This is a genomic window from Candidatus Limnocylindrales bacterium, from assembly GCA_035559535.1.
GTDB lineage: Bacteria > Moduliflexota > Moduliflexia > Moduliflexales > JAUQPW01 > JAUQPW01.
Map to the genome: position 1 here is coordinate 71,105 of DATMBG010000036.1, position 20,210 is coordinate 91,314.

Annotated in this window: 15 protein-coding genes and 1 tRNA gene; 7 read left to right on the top strand and 9 right to left on the bottom strand. The window is 47.2% G+C overall.

Translation table 11 applies throughout. From position 1 onward, the window contains the following. The 3 genes from VNM22_12225 to VNM22_12235 form a co-directional block, all read right to left on the bottom strand. Positions 1–1,287 (bottom strand): extracellular solute-binding protein, encoded by a 1,287-nt coding sequence (locus tag VNM22_12225; GenBank protein ID HWP47922.1) that lies wholly within the window; start codon positions 1,285–1,287, stop codon positions 1–3. Positions 1,288–1,428: 141 nt separating this feature from the next. Beyond that, the gene (locus tag VNM22_12230; protein ID HWP47923.1) at positions 1,429–2,385 is read right to left on the bottom strand and encodes an ABC transporter permease; all 957 of its coding nucleotides are present in this window, start codon (positions 2,383–2,385) and stop codon (positions 1,429–1,431) included. 214 nt (positions 2,386–2,599) lie between these two features. Then, on the bottom strand, positions 2,600–4,213 hold the full coding sequence (locus VNM22_12235; protein ID HWP47924.1) for an ABC transporter substrate-binding protein: 1,614 nt from the start codon (positions 4,211–4,213) through the stop codon (positions 2,600–2,602). Between the two features lie 533 nt (positions 4,214–4,746). On the opposite strand from VNM22_12235, the gene VNM22_12240 reads away from it, so the two are divergent. Together VNM22_12240 and VNM22_12245 are read left to right on the top strand one after the other, a co-directional pair. Further along, positions 4,747–4,820, top strand: a tRNA-Asp gene (locus VNM22_12240). Between the two features lie 414 nt (positions 4,821–5,234). Then, positions 5,235–6,626 carry an amidohydrolase family protein gene (locus tag VNM22_12245; GenBank protein ID HWP47925.1) on the top strand — a complete coding sequence of 464 codons (1,392 nt, stop codon included), beginning with the start codon at positions 5,235–5,237 and terminating at the stop codon, positions 6,624–6,626. Between the two features lie 16 nt (positions 6,627–6,642). Here VNM22_12245 and VNM22_12250 read toward each other — a convergent pair whose 3' ends face one another. Next, on the bottom strand, positions 6,643–6,936 hold the full coding sequence (locus VNM22_12250) for a hypothetical protein (protein ID HWP47926.1): 294 nt from the start codon (positions 6,934–6,936) through the stop codon (positions 6,643–6,645). Between the two features lie 827 nt (positions 6,937–7,763). Between VNM22_12250 and VNM22_12255 the strand changes: the two genes are divergently transcribed. Next, complete coding sequence (locus tag VNM22_12255) at positions 7,764–8,543, top strand: fumarylacetoacetate hydrolase family protein (protein HWP47927.1); 780 nt, start codon at positions 7,764–7,766, stop codon at positions 8,541–8,543. Between the two features lie 300 nt (positions 8,544–8,843). After that, entirely contained in the window at positions 8,844–9,395 is a 552-nt protein-coding gene (locus VNM22_12260) for a c-type cytochrome (protein ID HWP47928.1), read from the top strand. An 83-nt stretch (positions 9,396–9,478) separates the two neighbouring features. Here the strand turns inward: VNM22_12260 and VNM22_12265 are convergent, their stop codons facing one another. Next, the gene (locus tag VNM22_12265; GenBank protein HWP47929.1) at positions 9,479–10,705 is read right to left on the bottom strand and encodes a geranylgeranyl reductase family protein; all 1,227 of its coding nucleotides are present in this window, start codon (positions 10,703–10,705) and stop codon (positions 9,479–9,481) included. A gap of 234 nt (positions 10,706–10,939) precedes the next feature. Here VNM22_12265 and VNM22_12270 point away from each other — a divergent pair, with 234 nt between their 5' ends. Together VNM22_12270 and VNM22_12275 are read left to right on the top strand one after the other, a co-directional pair. Further along, on the top strand, positions 10,940–12,247 hold the full coding sequence (locus VNM22_12270) for a phenylacetate--CoA ligase (protein ID HWP47930.1): 1,308 nt from the start codon (positions 10,940–10,942) through the stop codon (positions 12,245–12,247). Between the two features lie 175 nt (positions 12,248–12,422). Continuing rightward, positions 12,423–14,063, top strand: a complete 1,641-nt coding sequence (locus tag VNM22_12275; protein ID HWP47931.1) for a thiamine pyrophosphate-binding protein — start codon at positions 12,423–12,425, stop codon at positions 14,061–14,063. Between the two features lie 112 nt (positions 14,064–14,175). On the opposite strand, the gene VNM22_12280 is transcribed toward VNM22_12275, so the two are convergent. From VNM22_12280 to VNM22_12295, 4 genes are all read right to left on the bottom strand, one after another. Further along, positions 14,176–14,637 (bottom strand): hypothetical protein, encoded by a 462-nt coding sequence (locus tag VNM22_12280; GenBank protein HWP47932.1) that lies wholly within the window; start codon positions 14,635–14,637, stop codon positions 14,176–14,178. Between the two features lie 300 nt (positions 14,638–14,937). After that, a complete protein-coding gene (locus tag VNM22_12285; protein ID HWP47933.1) occupies positions 14,938–15,411 on the bottom strand; it encodes a hypothetical protein in 474 nt (157 codons plus the stop codon). Positions 15,412–15,605: 194 nt separating this feature from the next. Further along, positions 15,606–16,586 (bottom strand): radical SAM protein, encoded by a 981-nt coding sequence (locus VNM22_12290; GenBank protein HWP47934.1) that lies wholly within the window; start codon positions 16,584–16,586, stop codon positions 15,606–15,608. Between the two features lie 206 nt (positions 16,587–16,792). After that, complete coding sequence (locus VNM22_12295) at positions 16,793–17,431, bottom strand: DJ-1/PfpI family protein (GenBank protein HWP47935.1); 639 nt, start codon at positions 17,429–17,431, stop codon at positions 16,793–16,795. 466 nt (positions 17,432–17,897) lie between these two features. Between VNM22_12295 and VNM22_12300 the strand changes: the two genes are divergently transcribed. After that, the gene (locus tag VNM22_12300; protein ID HWP47936.1) at positions 17,898–20,195 is read left to right on the top strand and encodes an ATP-binding protein; all 2,298 of its coding nucleotides are present in this window, start codon (positions 17,898–17,900) and stop codon (positions 20,193–20,195) included. Positions 20,196–20,210: the final 15 nt, after the last annotated feature.

Sequence of the window (20,210 nt, forward strand, 5' to 3'; positions counted from 1 at the left end):
TTAACTTTCTAAAATTCTTTTAATCTGTCCCTCGGCCCATGTAATGGCCTGATCATAGGAAGAACCGGTTACCACCTTGGCCACCATGTTGGGCAAAATGAAGAGATCGTTAATTCGCTGGATATAAGGGTTTGGAGGAGAAGGCCATCCCAGGGCATGACCAAATCGGGCCTCTCCGGGGAGAATCCTGAACCTGGGATTTTGGGTCCAGATGGGATGATTTTCATATCTGCGGGAAGGACCATGGTTAAAGCCACCCCCTGCTTCGATCCACGCATTATAGTTTTCCGGCTGCATAAGATAAGCCAGAAAAGTTTGAGCCAGTTCTTGATTTTTTGAAAATTTCCAGATGCCGAGGCTGTAAATCCCAACGGCACTATGCCTTCCGGCAGGCCCGGCCGGAGTTGAATAAATGCCGATTTTATCGGCCACTTCCATTTTCTTTTCTACTGCAGTCAGATAAGCACTGATGGGATTCTGGGTCCATGAGCCTTTCCCTGAGAGGAGGAATCGATTATTACTGGCATCATCCCACGAAAGGACTTCCGGCTCCATCCCTTCTCGATATAGATTTTCGTAATACTCGAGGGTCCTCCTGGTTTCGGCAGAACTCAGGGCGATGGTTTTTCCATCCGACTCCAGGACTTTACCCCCAAACCCCCAAAGAATAGACCAGAAGGCGTTATAAGCATCATTACACTGACTGATGGCAATTCCTACCGGATGTCCTTTCGGTTTCAGGATGCGCCCGGCAGTTAAAATATCTTCCCAGCTATCGGGGGCCGGAAGACCGGCCTCTGCAAAGAGATCTTCCCGATATAGGCTGGGTCGGGTTAGCCAACACCAGGGAACCGCTTTCCAGGATCCCTTCACGTAGAGACTCTCCTTGATGAAAGGATAAAACATTCCTTGATCTTCTTCCATGCGGGCAACCACGGCATCCACATCGGTTAAATGTTCATGGTAAAGCCAGGCCGACTCCCCAAGTAGCCAGATGATATCATGCCCGGCCTGAGCATGGATCTCTGCCGCTAATTTACGTGGGATTTGCAAATGGGGCATGGTATCTACCCGGACGATGACGCCGTGTTCTTTAGCAAATGCGGCAGCCTGTTCTTTTAATTTTTCATCGGAAGCCGGAACAAAATGATTTAAGGTCAGTATACTCAGCTCGGGGGTTGCCGCATGAACCCGAGGAGGTCGGAAGATGGAAAAGCCGGACAGGCCAACGGCTGCATGGGTTATTTTTTTAATGAATTGACGGCGGGTTAGGGATGAAGGGTCCATAATCTCTCTGTGACTTCCTTTAAATATTCATCCACGAAGCATGGGGGCGTATGGGGGTATGGGGGTATGGGAGAATCTACACCCATACGCCCCCATGCTTCGTGGATGAATAAAATAATCAAAGGTAAAGTATCGCATTATCTATGAGCCTGCATACCGTATCCGGGGGTCGAGCCAGGCATAGAGGAAGTCTACAACCAGATTGGAGAGTACCACGATCACGGCGATAAACATCACCAGGTTCTGTACAATGGGATAATCTCGACTTAAAATAGCCTCTACTAAAAAGCGGGCCACTCCGGGCAGATTAAAGACCGTTTCGGTTACCACCAATCCTCCGATGAGGAAAGCGAACTCGATACCGATAACGGTAATAACCGGGAGAATGGCATTTTTCAGAGCATGTCGAAAAATCACCAGGATCTCACGTTGCCCTTTGGCCCGGGCGGTACGGACATAATCTTCTCGCAGGACCTCCAATAAGGCGGAGCGTGTAATCCGCATGATCAAGGCAGAACTTCGATAGCCTACGGCCAATGCCGGAAAGAGAAATTGAAGAAGATGATCCTTAAAATTTTCAAAGGGGGAGATATAGAGCAGGGAAGGAACCCAACCCAGATTTCGCACCAACAGAAGAATAATGAGCATTCCCAGCCAGAAAGCAGGCATCGAAAGGCCTGCCAGACTGAAAATACGAAAAGTATAGTCCAACCAGGTATCCTGTCGAACGGCACTGATGACCCCTGAAGGGACCCCCAGGGCAATGGCAACCAGGATGGATAAAATACCCAATTCTACGGTAACCGGAATCCTGGGTTTGATAATCTCCCAGGCAGGAACATCGTAATGATAGGACTTTCCCAAATCTCCTTGAAAGAGATGAACAATCCAGCTTCCATACTGGCTGATAAGAGGCTTATCAAACCCTAACTCATGAACCAGGGCTTTTTTATCTTCCGGGTCTACATATCCTGCCGAAGCAAAAATAATATCTACAATATTTCCCGGTGCTAGGCGTAACAATACGAATATGACAATAGACATCCCGAATAGGGTAATGAATCCGATCAAAAGCCTTTGTAAAAGATAGACTCGCATAGTTGCTTACTCTAAATGGGACATCTTACGCTCGAATCAGCCTTTGTAGCCCCCTACACGTCAGAATCAGGATTAAAAGCTCCGACAGGGTGATCTGGTAGTAACCTCCGGAATTAATCCTCACAAAGGGTAATAACTTATTAAAAAATCTCCTATAAACTCTAGACCCGGGTCAAGGAAAAATGTAATTATTCCACCCTGAAAACACCTGTCCTTATTTATCTAACCAGACCTCCTGCATCCGACCGTAGTTATAAACACTTTGATGCGGCACTAAGTTTTTAACATACGGCCACATGGCAAAGTAATCGAGAGCCCAACCCAGGATAGGTCTGGCCCCGTCTATCTGGAGTTTTTTATCGATCTCCTGGACCAGTTTGAGACGTTCGGCGAAATCGAGGGTTTGAGATTGCTTCTCAATCAATTCATCGATTTCTTTGTTGCAATAACCCGAATAATTACGGGGCGAACCGCATTTGTAGTTTTCAAAGTAGTTGGCATCGGGATCATCGGGACCAATACCGGTTCGATTGGCAGCAAGGGTATACTCCCTCCGTGTAACTTTCGGATGCCAGACTCCCGTCTCCACCTGTTCCAAAGTTGCTTCGATTCCTACTTGTTTGAGCTGATCAATGACAAAGTTAGCCGGGTCTAAATAACTCGCCGTGGCCCGTGTAGATAAGACGACTTTTAAGGGATTATCCGGGCCATATCCCAGTTCGGCCAGGATTTTTTTCGCTTCCTCCTTCTGTTTGACCGGATCTCCATAGCCCGGCAGTTTAACCAGCTCTTCTTCCGGAAGTCCCCAAACTCCATAAGGTTTAGGGAGCATCGCTCCGCCTATAACCCCTCCTCCCTGATATACAGCCTGAACATAAGCTCTACGATCCATGGCCAGGTTAATGGCTAATCGCAACTTTGGGTTATCAAAGGGAGGTTTCTCAAAATTAATCAAGATGTTCTCATTAACGTTTTGACTGGTCTCCACGATAACCATATCCGGATTGGTCTTCTTCAAGGTCTCGGCAATGGTTTTTGTGGTATCAAAGGGAAAAGCAATATCGACCTGTCCGGCTTGTAGGGCGGCTGTGCGGGTGGCCCGATCCTTGATCATGATATAACGAATACCGTCCAGGTAGGGACGTCCCGGAATAAAGTAATCGGGATTTTTCTCCAACTCCAACACCTCGCCCGGACGATGTTCTTTCATTTTGAAGGGACCGGTTCCTACACATTTGGTGCGAAGTTGGGCAGGGGGGATATGGGCGGGATAAACAGGAGAGTATCCTGAGGCCAGCATCATCAAGAGCGAGGGTTGGGGTCGTTTCAGGCGGAAAATAACTGTAGCTTCATCAGGAGCATCGATAGCTTCTACATTATCATACCAGAGTTTACGGGGATTTACCCGTAATTTGACCGTCATGCCGGGAGCCTGACGAACCAGGTCAAAGGTATACTTTACATCTTTGGAGCTGAAAGGCTGGCCGTCGTGCCACTTGACCCCTTTTCGTAGATGAAAAACCAAACTCTTTCCCTCATCCTGCCACTCCCAGCTCTCGGCCAGTTCTCCAATGATAGTCTCCATACTCTCTTGTTTTTTCAATGGATCAAAGAGTACCAGGTTATTATAGCAGGGCATCATGGGCCATACGGTAGAAGCCGTTGCTTCTTCGTGGATGCTTAGACTGGGAATGTCTGCAATGTGGGAAGCATTAAGAATTCCTCCATACTTCGGTTCAGCTTGAGCCCCTGAAGCCGGAGAGGATAAAAGTAACCAGAGAGCAGAAATTCCCACCAAGACAGAAAACACCTTTGGATACTTTTTCATATCTGTCCTACCAAATTTGGATGATTACTTCGCCCCGGTCAAGACAGCAAAGCGCGAATTATTCAAACAAATTTGGTGTCGTCCCTAAAAATAAATAAAGGTCCTCAAAGGACACTTACCATCTTTTGGAGTTATAATATAACCTAACGTAAAAGTCAAGAAATGGCCTGTGAAAAGTAACTGTAACCCTTTAATAGGGGTCACTTTTTCCGCCTACTAAATCGATACAGATACCTGCGAAAAAGTTACCCGGCCGGTACTGAGAACCCAACGCTTTCTGGAGGTAACCCGACAGGAAGGAGGAAGGCTATGGTATAATGAAGGGATGGAGGTAAGTGGAGGATCTTTTTATAAAGGACCCTCCGAATTCTACCTGGTTCAAAAAAGCGAATTCTATCGAAGCTTTCCCTGCTGAGTAAGCAAGATAATTTTTCACGGAAGGCCCTTGACAATAAAATTTAGAAGAACTAGTTTATCTCATGCAGACAGGATTAGTTAAAGTCTAAGATCTTCCCCTTTTATCCTTCCGAATCGGGGTCGTAGTTCAGTTGGTTAGAACGCCGGCCTGTCACGCCGGAGGTCGCGGGTTCGAGCCCCGTCGGCCCCGTTCCTTGGATTTATTTCTCTACCTTAAAGGTCCTTTTTTCTACTTTCCTGACCAATCAAATAATATTCCCTGGCCGGTATTTCTTTATTTAATACTATTTCTACGTGGAAACACCGCATGCCTCATCCTCCCTTCCCCTTATGGGCCAGGTTAAGGGTAAAAAGCCCCGCCAGGGGCTATCTACGGGTCGTGCTCCGCTGGGGCTAACCTTCTGCGCGTATGCCTCCGATTCCTCTCCCACGCTGGGGAGGGGGGCCGGCGGATTTCCGGACCAATTTCCCAAGTACGCCCTTCTCCCGAAGCTTCGGAAGAGGGGCCGGGGGCGAGGGCAGAACGGTTATTCAAATTTAACTTTACAAGGTAGTATTTTTAGATAAATTTTAGTTTTGTAATAAATTAAAATAGAGATTTTTTATGAAACCTCATCTCGTGATCTTTTTCATTTTATTTTTTATTATGCCGGTTTTATCTGCACAACCTTCTATGAAAGCCATTGTGGGCGGAACTCTTATCCAGACAGATGGAACAGATCCCCTGGAGGACTCGGTTGTTTTAATAGAAGGAAACAAGATTATAAAAGTGGGGAAATTAAAGGAAATCCCGATTCCACAGGATGCACAGATCATAAACGCTAAAGGAAAGTGGATTATTCCAGGGTTAGTAGATGCCCATGTACATTTTTTTCAATCGGGAGGGCTTTATACCCGCCCGGATATTCTGGATCTCAGAAAGTATCGACCTTACCAAGAAGAGTTATCCTGGATTAAAGCCCATTTGACGGACACCTTTGCACGGTATTTGAGATGTGGAGTTACTTCGGTGGTCGATGTAGGAGGACCCCTTTGGAATTTCAAGGTACGCGAGCTGGCCCAAAGAACCGCTTTGACCCCTCGTGTAGCCGTAGCAGGTCCTTTGATTTCTACCTACCAACCTGAAGAACTGACGACCGAGGATCCTCCTGTTATTAAAGTAAATTCTCCTGAAGAAGCCCGGGCCCTGGTACGGCGCCAGGCAGAATGGCAACCCGACTTAATCAAAATCTGGTTTATCCTCCTTCCGGGTCATAAACCGGAGCGTTATTTTTCTTTGATTCAGACAATTATAGAAGAAAGCCACCATCATGGAATTCGGGTAGTTGTTCACGCCACCGAGCTGGAAACGGCCCGGGTAGCTGTAAAAGCAGGTGCAGATATTCTGGCCCATAGTGTGGATGATGAGATCGTTGACCGTGAATTTATTCAACTTCTCAAGGAGAATCATGTCATCTACACATCGACTCTGATGGTTTCTCAGCGGTATCGTGAGGTTCTGAGCCAGCAAATTCGACTGACAACCCCTGAACGGGAAATAGCCAATCCCTATATCCTCTCAACCCTCTTTGACCTTGGAAAATTGCCTCCAGAGGATATTCCCCCACATATTTTAAGCAGAATAAGGAATCCAAAACCCATTTTCCCCAACCCCATTCCCTTAAAAAACCTGAAATTACTTCAAGATGCTGGAGTCACCCTGGCAGTCGGTACCGATGCCGGAAATATAGGAACCCTTCATGGACCGGCCATATTTAGAGAGTTGGAATTGATGGCAGAGGCCGGACTCTCTAACCAGCAGATTTTGACGGCTGCTACGATTCATGGAGCCGAACTCATGGGACGATCCCAGGAATTGGGTTCCCTGGAAGCAGGCAAGCTTGCCGATATGGTTATCCTCCATGCCAATCCCTTAGCCAGGATTCAGAATACCCGTTCCATTGATCTGGTTATTAAAGACGGCCAGGTCTATACGCCGGATCAAATTCTGAAATAGAAGTTCTTTAGGACCCTTAAATGAGTTGAACCTCTACGGTGACCGGGCTCGGGAAGACAACCTCCTGATCCCCCTTATCCGAGGTAATATCCACAATTTTACCCCGCGGAACTATGTTGACATAGAGGGGATCCTCAAAGGAAAAGGTCTTCGAATTCTCTCCGGATATGAGGTTTATAACAACGGTTACCTTGGATTGTTGGGTCAGCAAAACAACCTCGACAAATCCATCGGAAGCTACCTGGACCGCATTTGAACCCACAACAATCCCAACGGCGCCGGGATCCGTAAAAACATACTTTGGTTCCATAGCATCTTATACGAAAACCTTCTGGATTCCATTATTTCTTACCTTAGCATAAGCCGATAAGAAAACTATTTTCAATTAAAATTTTCATAATATTTTACTATTTCTACATTGAAAAGGGTAAGGACCTTCCATACAGCGGTTCGATCTCAGGACGACCTGATAGAATCCCCTACTCATCTGATAAACTTTTTATAGGGTTTGCAAGGGGAGTTCCGTGTAATTCTCGGCCCTCCCCCCGGTCCCCATAGGCGCCAGGTTAAGGTGCCCTCACCCGGTCCCTCCCCCGTTTCCCAGGGGAGGGAATTTCGCTTCAAAGTACCTTCCCCAGCCAAGTAGTGCTTTGTTACTTTAATTTTGCTTAATGTTTAAGTGGTCCTCACCCCCGGCCCTTCTCCCACAGCGTGGGAGAGAGGAGCTGAGGGATCTCCAGGCCAAATTCCCAGGGGCCTTTTCTCCCCTTTCTGGAGCAGGTAAAAAACCTTCCTTAAAAGCCTCCTTCCCCCTCCCCTGAAGCTTCAGGAGAGGGGTGCAGGGGGAAGGGAAAAACGATTATTTGACTTTACAAGATGCCCCTTTCAGGGGAGGGTCTTCGTTAATTGTTATTGACATCCAGAGAAAGGAGGGTATAGATTTTCTGTTAACTTTGAAGTGAATCGGGGAATGTCAATGCAGGATAGTCTAAAAGAATAAAAGAGGAGTAACCCTTACCCTATGAAATTAAAGGGTTCTTAGAGATGTGTAGAAGTCCGGATAGGAAGTAAGAGTACGTTGTAAGACGGCTTTTATTTAGTATCCGCTTTAAAGGTGCACAAAGGAGGCATAGGATTGTGAAAGTTGAAGAAGCTGCAGAGATACTCTGGCAGTCTATTCAGAGACGTATTCATTTTCCTGAAGTCCTGAAGGGGAAGTTAACTTTAAAGGAAGCTTATCAGGTACAGAAGGCGATACGAGATCGCTGGCTTGCCAGGGGAGAGAAGCAGGCAGGGTGGAAGATCGGTTTAACGGCCGATGCGGTACGTAATCTTTATCGTGCCCAGGCTCCGGCTTTTGGTTATCTTTTAGAAAGTCGGCAGTTTCCCAGTGGTACTACGTTTCAATTCGATGAGATGATCAGTCCTGCCCTGGAATCCGAATTGTGTTTCAAGCTTAAAAGTGATTTAAAAGGACCGGGAGTTACCAGGGAGCAGGTACTCTCGGCTATCGATTCCGTTGCGCCCGCCTTTGAGATCATTGAGCGTCGGGGGGATATGGCGGCTGACCTTCCGCTGGGAATCGCCGATAATGTGGCTCAAAGGGCCTATGTGGTGGGAGCCGAGATAACACCTTACCCTCAAAATCTGGATCTCGATCTGGATCTCGGTCAGGTGACCGCCGAGGTTATGCGAAATGGGAAGTTGGAGGTAAAAGCCGTGGGGGCCGAGGTTATCGATCATCAGCTTCAATCTATCGCCTGGCTGGCTAATCAACTCGTGGAATACGGAGCCTATCTGGAAGCCGGCCAGCGTATTATGAGCGGTTCCTTTACCAAGCCTTTACCAATCCAAAAAGGGGATCGATGGGAAACTCGATTTTCTTCCATAGGTTCTGTTTCGGCTATTTTTATTTAAAGCTGAGATTTTTATCGAGGTTTTTCCCCCACAGGCCCTCCGACAGGACTTCATGGGAATTAAAGAAGGTTTGTGAAAATCTTTATTAAACAGACTCTGGCCGGCAGGGAAAACATTATATATTTTATCTATGGAAGTAAATGAGGTATAAGATACACGGAGATATTCTTATTTTTTCTATGGAAGAATCCATAAATCCAATTTAAATAAAACCGGATTCAGGAGGAAACTTGAACCAGGACCTGCTGTTTTGAGGTATGGACCGGTGTTTCTTCTTGATCGGATCAAAGGAGGTCAGGTATGCATGAACTTAGAAACTGGGGTATGCGGGTCGGAATCTTAGTAGTTGGTGTTTTTTTAGGACTTGCTCTTTATCTATCTCTATCGATTTCTAAGACAGAGGCTGCAGAAGAAAAAAAGGGAGATCCGGCGGCCGGTGAAAAGCTGTTTTTTGATACTCAGGGTTTAGGGGCTTTAGCCTGTGTCAATTGCCATAAGGTAAATGGGAAAGGAGCCGATGTAGGCCCTGATCTTTCCCATGTCGGTCAGAAGCCTGTGGAATATCTTCGGGAATCCATTGTTAAACCCAGTGCTTATATCGTTCCGGGCTATGAAATACTTTCCATTAAAATGAAGGACGGTAAAACGATGGATGGGCTCAAAAAAGGGGAAACCGATAAGGAATTAAAAATCATGGATATTACCGATCCAGATCTTAAAATCCAGACAGTTCAAAAGGATCAGATTGAAAGTATCACTCCCCAGCCGGATTCTTTTATGTTCAGTTTTGAAAAAATCCTTAAGGAAGATCAGTTGAACAATATCATAGCCTATCTTCAAACCCTAAAATAGGTCGATCAGATCTTTAACTCTAAAGAGTGAAGAATGAAGTCCCGTCATTCTTCACTCTGTTGTTAAGATGCTTCTCTTGTCTTTTACTTCCACCAGGATTTCAAAATCCCAGAGATAGAGAAGACCATGCGTGGATCTATGGTTTCTGCCAGGATCCCGGTAAAGGCCTCCCGTAGAAATCTGCTTTTGCGGGCGCGTTGCACCATAAAATCGTTGAGCCAGGCTTTGGCCAGCCAGTTTTCTGCGATTTGATATCCCAGGTATCGGGGTTTTAATTTTTCCTCTAAAAGACGTGGAAATTCTTGCAGATATTCACTCTTCCTTTTTGCCAGGGCTTTATGTATAACCAACGCCGCTAATTCTCCTGTCTCCATAGCTTTACCGATACCTTCTCCGGTACAGGGAAAGGTTGCGCCAATACTTTCTCCAATGGCCAGTATCTTTTCACCTTTAAGAGGCTGGGAACCGGTCAGACCACATCTCAGCATGGCTCCTTGAAGGGGGGTTATCATTTCGCCCTGGCTTAACAATGCCTGCGCCAGGGGAAATTCGGCTGTGAATTTATAAAACATTTCTTTTAAGTTGATCTGATCGGTGGAAGTTCCCCGGTAAAGTAGGCAACACCCCATGTTATATTCGTTGTTAGCCAGGGGAAATATCCATGCGTAGCCGGGAATAATGGCACGATCAAAAGAGACAATCATGCGGTCCAGATGAAACGAAGAGCGGAGATAACTGCGGATGGCTATTCCGCTTGCCTTTGGACGCGAGACCATATCCAGTTGACGTAAAAGGGAAACGTCGGCTCCCATGGCGATAACTGCTATCCGTGTACGGATCTGTTGGGGAGAGTCTGAAAATGAAGCGGTGATCATACCCTGGGAATCCAGGGAAAGACTTTTAACTTTCCCTTGACAAAAGGTAGCCCCTCGGGAGACAGCTTCTCTGGCAAGAATCTCATCCAGAATCTGCCGTTTGATCGTCAGAAACTCTCCCGAAACCTCGAGATCTATCCTGGACGGACTAAAAACGGTAGCCATTTTCGTCTGTCGACCGGCCTGACAGACTTTCTCATATATGCCTGCCCTTTGGAGACACCGTATGGCATCGGGAATGAGACCATCTCCACAGGTCTTATCTCTGGGAAATCTATATTTATCCAGTAAGAGGGTCCTATGGCCCTGAGAGGCTAAATGAATGGCTGCCATGGAACCTGCAGGGCCGGCGCCTATAACCAGTACGTCCCATAACAAATCTGGAAGTGAATCCACCGGGGCTTGCCAGCTATTTTGATCTTGTTGTTTAAGCATAAGTCCGGTCTCCTCCTATAACAAGAACTGGTTTATGATTCAAATTACTGTCAATCTACCTTTCTCTCCATCTAAAATATCCTGATTTTAAACTACCGTCGATCCAGAACCCTTTTATCATTACTTTTTTCTTGCTTTGATAGATAAATTCTGGTTGACAGGTTCTAAGTCTCTCGCCTATAGTCAGAACTAGACCGATTTTAAACGAATTGTCCGGGGAAGGAGAGAGAAAATATGCCTATTTGGAATCCCCAATACGAGATGATGCCGCGGGATCAATTGGAAAAGCTGCAGGTTCAACGGCTTCGAGAAGTTATGATGCGGGTGGCAGGTGTCCCTTTTTACAAAAAAAAGTTCGCCGATGCCAACATATCTGCCGACAAGATTAACTCCCTCGATGACGTGAGGCGTCTTCCCTTTACTGAAAAGGGTGATCTACGTGACCATTACCCCTTCGGGATGTTTACTGTACCGCTGGAGCAAATCATCCGTATCCATGCCTCATCGGGTACTACCGGTAAGCCTACCGTTGCCGGTTATACGCGGGCCGATCTGGAAGTATGGACTGAGGTGATGGCACGTACGGTAACCAGTGCCGGCGTGACCGGCCGGGACATTGTCCACAATGCTTATGGTTATGGCTTATTTACCGGTGGACTGGGGTTTCACCTTGGGGCGGAAAAGGTCGGAGCCATGGTCATTCCTATATCCGGCGGATTGACCAAACGACAGGTTATGCTTATGGAAGATTTGGGCGCAACGGTCCTGTGTTGTACACCATCCTATGCACTTGTCATTGCAGAGGAAGCCGCTGAAATGGGTGTGGACTTTAAAAAACGGATGAAAGTCCGGATAGGAGTCTTCGGTGCAGAACCCTGGAGTGAAAAGATGCGTCAAGAAATCCAGTCCAAACTGGGGTTAGAAGCCTTCGATATTTATGGCTTGACCGAAATTATAGGACCCGGCGTGTCGGTGGAATGTGAATACCACCAGGGTCTGCACATCCAGGAAGACCACTTTCTGGCCGAAATTATTGATCCAGATACCGGAGAACAAATCCCTCCCGGTGAAGAAGGTGAACTGGTCTTAACAACCTTAACCAAGGAAGCCATGCCGGTTATTCGCTATCGGACCCGCGACCGTACACGCTTATATACCGACCAGTGTCCTTGTGGGCGGACCACGGTCCGTATGGATAAAGTGTTGGGTCGCACCGATGATATGCTTATCATCCGGGGGGTTAATGTTTTTCCCCAGCTCATCGAGAGAACCCTGCTCTCCCTGGAAGATATCGAACCGCATTACCAGATCGTAATCGACCGTCCCAAAGATCAATTGGATACCATAGAGGTATGGGTGGAAGCCTCCCCCAGGCTCTTTCAACCCATCGATCCAGATAAATTAAATGAACTCCAAAAACGGGTGGCCAGAGAGCTGACCCAAACACTTGGTATCTCGGTCGGGGTAAAGTTAATGGGACCCAAATCCATCCAACGCTTTGAAGGTAAAGCGAAGCGGGTGATAGATAAAAGAGAGTTGTAAAGACAAGGGACAGAGACCAGGTATCAGGATCTAAAGATGAAAAGGAATAGAGCACTCGATTTTTCTGGGATACTTAGGGAGAAGGGGTAAAATTTGTCGGACTTTATTCCGATTCCAAACCCTTGAACTCTGACTCCTGAGATACCCCATTCTTAATCCAATAAAGGAGATCAACATGCCGCAAGTTACCGGTGGGCAAGCCGTTGTGCAGGCTTTGGTGGAGGAAGGTGTAGAGGTAGTGTTTGGACTTCCCGGAGTCCAGATTATGCATATTTTTGATGCCTTTTATAACCGTTCAGATATTCGATTGATAACCGTACGTCATGAACAGACCACCACCTATATGGCCGATGGTTATGCCCGGGTTAAAGGAACTCCTGGAGTAGGTCTGGTAGTACCGGGTCCGGGCGTTCAAAATGCCTCCGCCGGGTTGGGAACCGCTTTTTCGGTTTCTTCTCCGGTGCTCCTCCTGGCAGGTCAAATCGAGAGCTCCCTGATAGGGCGCGATACGGGAGCACTCCACGAAATCAACGATCAGTTGGATGTGGTTCGGCCTGTGACCAAGTGGTGTTACCGGGTTCGGGAAGTTGAGGAGATTCCATCGGCCCTCCATGAGGCGATGCGCCAAATGAAGACAGGACGTCCCCGCCCCACCGTGTTGGAAATCCCGCCCGATATCCTTGCAAAAACAGCCCAGGTCACCTTCCTCAAAGCTGAAAAATATCCTCCCTCTCCTCCAGATCCCGAACAGGTATATAAGGCGGCTGCTTTACTGGAGAAGGCCCAAAAGCCGATTATTTGGGCAGGTGGAGGAACCATCATTTCCCATGCGTCCCCGGAGGTGGTCACCCTGGCAGAAATGCTAGGGGCCGCCGTTGCAACCACCGTGGAGGGAAAAGGTATTATCCCGGAAGATCATCCTCTCGCCTTAGGCGTAGGATATTACGGACAGGGTGCCCCGGCCTGGGCCTCTTCCCAGGCAGATGTGGTGATTGCCATTGGAACTCGCCTGACCAGCCAAATGTATGGACCAACCCGACTGCGAATACCTCAACGACTCATTCATATAGACATTGATCCCACCGTCATAGGTAAGAATTATCCGGCAGAAGTTGCTCTGGTGGCCGATGCCAGGATGGCACTCCAGGCACTCACGGCAGAAATCCGGCCACGACCTCCAGGAAATCCGGCATGGTCTGCCCAGGAAATCGCTGAAATTCGCCGGTCCCATCAACACTGGCTAGATGAGAAAATTCCTCTCCAGCAGCGCATTATTTCCCAAATCCGACAAGAGCTCGTAGAGGATGCGATTCTTATCAGTGGAATTACAAATGTGGGCTACTGGAGCCATCTGGCCTATCCGGTTCGACATCCCAGGACCTATTTTAGTTCCTCCTACTTTGCTACCCTGGGCTTTGAGTTCCCAACGGCCTTAGGAGCAAAAGTGGCCGCTCCCAACCGACCCGTGGTATGTATCGTAGGGGATGGCGGATTCATGTACGCTTTACCAGAACTGGCAACGGCGATCCAGTATCATATTCCGGTCATAACCCTGGTCTTTGTAGATAACGCCTTCGGAGCTTCGAATAATGACCAGCAAACTCGCTTCAAAAAACGGATCCTAGGAACGGAATTGTATAATCCCAGCTTTGCTCAGATAGCGGAAGTCTTCGGAGCAAAGGGAATCCGGGTGGGAGTCGAACAGGTAGGCAAAGCATTAAGAGAAGCCTTGGAAGCAGATCGGCCTACGGTGATAGAGGTCCCTATCCCTACCCTACCACCTCCCTTCCAACTTCCCTATGGATGTGAAAAGTAGGGTCCTTCTGCAGCATCCACCCCCTTAGGGGATGCGGGGACAGGGAGACGCGGGGACAGGGGGACACGGAGAAATGTCCCTGTATCCCCGCGTCTCAAAATCCCGGGGTAGCTTACCGGGTCATCCTCTCCCACTCCCAGGATACATTATAAGCACGGGCCAACTCATCGAGATCAGCTTTTACAGCGGCCCAATCCCCTTGCATTTCAGTACTGACTAGATGGCGTTGCATAAACCGATCCATGAGAACGGCACGACGGAGTACCGCTTCCACATCGGCAGATACCATTTTATGATCGCCAAAACGATCCTTGAGTCGATCTATCTCATCTTCAAAGTCTTTGACAAATCTGTTTATGTCATCTTCCCGATTCGTACTGTCCAGACGGCTTTTGTCCAGGGTTTTATCTACACTTTTACGGAATTTATCAGAATCCTTCTCTAACCGATCCAGGAGCCGTTTCACGTCTTTGTCACTTAGCCGATAAGGTGCATTCTGACCTTTTGCAAAGGTTTCCATGCCTACCCATACAAAAATGAAGCAGAATACTATCCAGCCTATCTTCTTATACATACGGTTCTCAGGAAAACTATCTCAAAACCTTTTCTAAACCTCCAAAAATCCAGGAGATTTAACTAGCTTTCAAGATAGCTTTAAGCAGGTTAATCTTACAACGAGCCTAAGCTCTTCGTAGATGAACACTTGAAACTGTCCCAGGATGAAGGAGAGACAAAAAAGCATCTCCCCTCCCATCAGCCCCCCTTCCTCCCCTCGCATGCGGGGGAGGAAGGGGGGCTGTCAACTCTCCAGAGTCCTTCAAATTGATGGGAGATATTCTCTGCTCAATTTGACAGGATAGCTCTTTTAGCTTGCCTACCGATTGTATTGTCCTGAGCTGGTATCCTGTTGCGGTTGTTCAGAAGCACCGGGTTGCTCCGAGGAAGTTCCTTGACCAGAGGTAGTACCCTGTTGACCGGCAGCGCCCGATCTCTCCATCCCACCCTCACCTGGCATATAGTAACCCAGTCGCACATGGATGGTTTGGCCTTCTTTAAGATTCTGGGAAGCACCGGGTAAATGAAGCATTAAATTCCCATGATCGGTTTTCAAGGTTACCATATCATTCTTATCGACCTTGCTGACCGTACCCATCATGATATGGTCCCCTCTAAGGCCTTCTTCTTTAATGGGAGTCTGGACTCCCGTTTCCCTCTGGCCGCCCATTTGTTGGGAACCCTGAGTCGTAGTACCACCTGCTGGACTTTCCTGAATCTGCTGGGCTATGGCCATGGTGGTCATACCAGCCACAAAGAAGACTACCCATAAAAGAGAAAATATCTTTTTCATAACTTCACCTCTCCCCAAATGGCTGTAAAGAATACCTCTAGAACTCCTATCGGCTTCTCTACTTTCTTGAGACAGGTTTAAATTTTTACTTATCCTTACAAAAAGTTACCTCTTATACCAATAAGGTAACCAAAAATACAATCTATTACAGTCAGATTTTTCGTCAAGCCTTCAATTTCAGAATGGAGGATTATTTACATACTGAGCCAACCTCCAGAGGAAGATCTTACGTATACCGGTCTACGTTCATCGAAACGGGATAAGCCCGCTTCTCGCGCAATCCGAAAGGCTTCGGCGACTTCCTGAGAAGTCGTACGACGGTTAATTTCCTTGTATTTTTCTTCTAATTTGACCTTCCCGGCTGGATAGTACTGATCCATAATATTTACATAGGTAAGAGGTGAAATTTCGGTGGCCAAAAACCGCATGATTTCTCGGGTCTCGTCTAACCCTCCTGGCATGACCAGATGGCGTACCAGCAATCCCCGGCGTGCCAACCCATTTTCGTCGAATGTTAGGTCTCCTACTTGGCGATACATTTCTTTGATGGCTGCCCTTGCAGCGGCCGGATATTTTGGAGATTTAAGGTAAAACTTTGCTTTATCCTCATGCCAATACTTGAAATCGGGTAGATAGATATCTACAATCCCTTCCATCTGACGGAGACTCTCCAGGGAGTCGAAGGCACTGGTGTTATAAACAATGGGCAAACGCAATCCCCCCCGAACTGCATAGGGAAGGGCCTCCAGGATTTGTGGGACTACGTGCTCGGGAGTGACCAGATTGATATTATGGCAGCCCATGTCCTGAAGCTTTAACATCATGTTGGCCAGTTGCTGGGGTTGTACTTCGAATCCTGCTTCGTTCTGGCTGATCTCATAGTTTTGGCAGAACACACATCGTAGATTACACCAGGCAAAAAAGATGGTTCCGCTACCTTTCCAACCCCGCAGGCAATCTTCTTCACCAAAATGAGGAAAGTAACAATCCACTCGGGCATAGCGACCTGTTCGACAGACTTTCTTTTGATTCTCCAGGCGATTGACTTCACAATTCCATGGACAAACCCTACATTTTTCCAGATAGGCTAAGGCCTGTTCGGCCCGCCTCCCCAGTTCACCGGACTCATAGAGCCGGACATAATTAGGTACATAGTCCTTGATTGTTAGCGTCATAAAGGATATTAGCCTCCTTTATAAGTTCATCGTTCTGGTTTTTGTTTTTATGTTTTGATAATCCTTCAGACCGCCTTTGTCTTCAATTTTCATCTAACTTCTGCCCTTTTTCTTTATTTGTATGGCTTTAGAGCTTCCTTTCGTCTTCTGATCAAAGGCAGTTTTTGAGATTTTATTCCTCTACTCCTTTCTTTTGGAATTTTATTTCAGGCCGGTACTTTGAATCGACTTCGATTGCGAACACGTTCCACAAGGGTTGCCGGGGCTTTACTGGGCGATCCTGTGTTAAAAGGTGGTTGGGGATCGTATTCCAGGCTGAGCTGAATGGTCTGAGCAACTTCCTCTCCGTACTCAAGTGCCGTCAAAGTGAGGGCCATATCGATTCCCGCCGAGACTCCGGCTGCTGTAATAATCTTACCCTGGACCACCACACGTTCCGATACAGCCTCAGCTCCTAGCTGGCGTAAAACATGAAGGGCCAGCCAATGGGTAGTAGCCCGTAATCCTTGAAGTAAACCCGCAGCGGCCAATATTAAAGCTCCTGTACAAACCGAAGTGGTCCAGCGGGTCGTGGCATGAACCTGACGAATCCAATCCAACACAACGTGATCCTCCATTAAATCAGCCTGTCCCGGTCCTCCTGGAATCACGATAATATCCGGTGAAGAAATATCTTTAAGCGCATAATCGGCCATTAAAGCAAGACTTCCGGCATCGGTACGTTTAGGGCCCGGTTCTTTTGCGACAAAACGTATCTGAGCCCCGGGAATCTGTCTCAAGACCTCATAGGGTCCCACGGCATCCAGGGCGGTTAATCGATCAAAAAGAAGAATAGCTGCTTCCATAAAGATACCTCCTGTATCAGGGAGTTTTATTAAGTTTTAGAGTCCTTCCAGCTGAGTGTCAAGGGAACCTGCTTAAATGGTAACTATACCAATTTAGTAGGTGTCACTTTTTCTGTCTGAACACCCCCCCATCCCCCCAGGGGGGACTGACATAGGGTTGCTGCTGCTGAATCCCCCCTGGAGGGGGATGGGGGGGGCGTTTCTTTTTCCACCTACTAAATGGATACGGATACGCTTAAATGGAAAAAGATCAACAACTCTGAAAAACCCCCTGTTTTTTGAAAGTTATGAATAAAAAGTTTTTATTAATGTCCGAGATTAATCTTTCTTCCCCTTTACTTTGTCTATGAATGTAGAAAGATTCCGGGTCGTTTTTATTTTTTAATCAATCTATTGGAAGTGCAAGGGGTAAAAGCTCAATATTTCTCTTTACTTTATGGCTATTATTCCAAATAAGGGAGTTTTTATGGTGGAGTTCTTAAAAAAGCTTAGGGTCAAACTTATCCAATTTCTCAGGAAAATTTATCGAACCCTTTGCCACATACAGGCAACCATCGAAAGCTGGAGGATTGCTGATATCTGGCAAGTAGTTAAACAGGGGGTAAAGCTTTGGATAAACCTCAGCAGGCTGCTCCTGCGGGACCAATCCGGACGTCTCAATGTGCTTTCAAAGGGAGCTCAGGATCTTACCCTGCGTAGGCGAACGCAGAGCCTTTTAGCCGGACAAAAACGGGTGCTCGAGATGATTGCCATGGGGGCTCCCCTTCCCAGGGTATTAGAAGCCCTCACCAGGACCATTGAACAGCAGTCCCCGGAACTCTTCTGCTCTATCCTTCTCCTGGACGAAGAGGGAAAACACCTTCGCCTCATGGCTGCACCCAATCTTCCGGAAGAATTTAATACCGCGATTGATGGGATTACTATGGACGCAGGCAGTAATGGGTTTAACGCAGCAATCCGTCGAAAAGGGTTGGTAATTGTAAGTGATATCAGCACAGATCCTTTATGGGTAGACTTTCGTGATCTGGCTTTGCGGTACGGACTAAGAGCCTGTTGGTCTGTACCGATCTTTTCCCGAAGTAATGAAGTGTTGGGAACTTTCGCACTTTATTATCAGGAATCCCGCAGCCCCAATCCCTACGATCTGGAACTCATCGAAACCGCCGCTCACCTGGCGGGTATTGTAATCGAACTTAAGCGAGCAGAAGAAGCCCTGGCCAAAGAGAAAGAATACCTTGCGGTAACTTTGCGTTCAATAGGTGATGGGGTTATCACTACCGACACCGAAGGAAGGGTCGCTTTAATCAACGAAGTAGCGGAAAAACTTACAGGATGGACCCAGGAAGCCTCCAAGGGTAAACCCCTTGCAGAGGTTTTCTACCTGGTTCATGAAAAAAACCGTCAAACCGTTGAAAATCCCGTGAAGAAAATACTGGAAGTCGGTGGAACTACCATCCTCCCCAATCATCTGGTCCTGATGGCTAAAGATGGAACAGAGCGTTTGATCGCAGGAAGTGGTACTCCCATTCGGGATAAAAATGGAAAGGTCATCGGAGCCGTCCTGGTATTTCAGGATATTACGGAAAAGAGAAAAATAGAAGAAGAACGTATAAGAGCCAATAACCTGGAATCTCTGGCTCTTCTGGCCGGGGGTATTGCCCATGATTTTAACAATATTCTGGCAGCGATCACGGTTAATATCTCCCTGGCAAAGTTATCTGTAGCTCCTGAAACCGAGATGTTTAAACGATTGACCGAGGCAGAGAAGGCCTCCTTACGGGCCAGAAATTTAACCCAACAGCTTCTAACCTTTTCCAAGGGCGGGGAACCCATCAAGCGCATCACTTCTCTGACCGAATTAATTAAAGATACGGCCGGCTTTGCCCTGGGGGGCTCCAAAATTCGGTGTGAACTTTCCATTCCTGGAAATCTATGGCCGGCTGAAGTGGATGAAGGTCAGATCAGCCAGGTCATCCATAATCTGATCCTCAATGCCCGACAGGCCATGCCCAAAGGAGGAATTATCAAGATAAGGGGTGAAAACATAACTATCGGATCGGAAAAAATTCAACCAGGATGGCCTCTCCAACCGGGAAAGTATATCAAAATATCCGTAGAAGATCAAGGAATCGGCATACCCGACGAGCATCTGCCGAAGATCTTCGACCCTTATTTTACAACCAAGCGGAAAGGGACCGGACTCGGACTGGCCACCACCTATTCCATTATTAAAAGGCATGAGGGTTATATCCATGTGGAATCCAAGCTGGGCGTAGGAACCATCTTTACCCTCTATCTGCCGGCGTCCCAAAAAGAGACCGAAATCCAGGAAGACGCCATCCAGGTGGAAACCCTGATCCATCCAAAGGGTGACAAAGGGCGGATTCTCATCATGGACGATGAAGAAATCGTCAGAGAGGCTAACCGGCGGATGTTAAATTATCTCGGATATGACGTCGAATTTGCCAAAGAGGGTACCGAAGCCATTGAACTTTATCAAAAGACTAAAGAATCTGGAAAACCCTTCGATGTTGTTATCCTGGATTTAACCATACCGGGAGGTTTAGGGGGCCATGAAACGATTCAGAAACTCTTAGAAATTAATCCTCAGGTTAAAGCGATTTTATCCAGTGGCTATCTGGATGATCCGATCATGGCCGATTTTAGAAAATGGGGTTTTAAAGGGGTTATTCCTAAGCCTTATAAAGTCGAAGAGCTGGATAGGATCTTGCAAAAGGTCCTCTCATCGGATCAAACCTCCTAGCCGAGGGGAGATCTT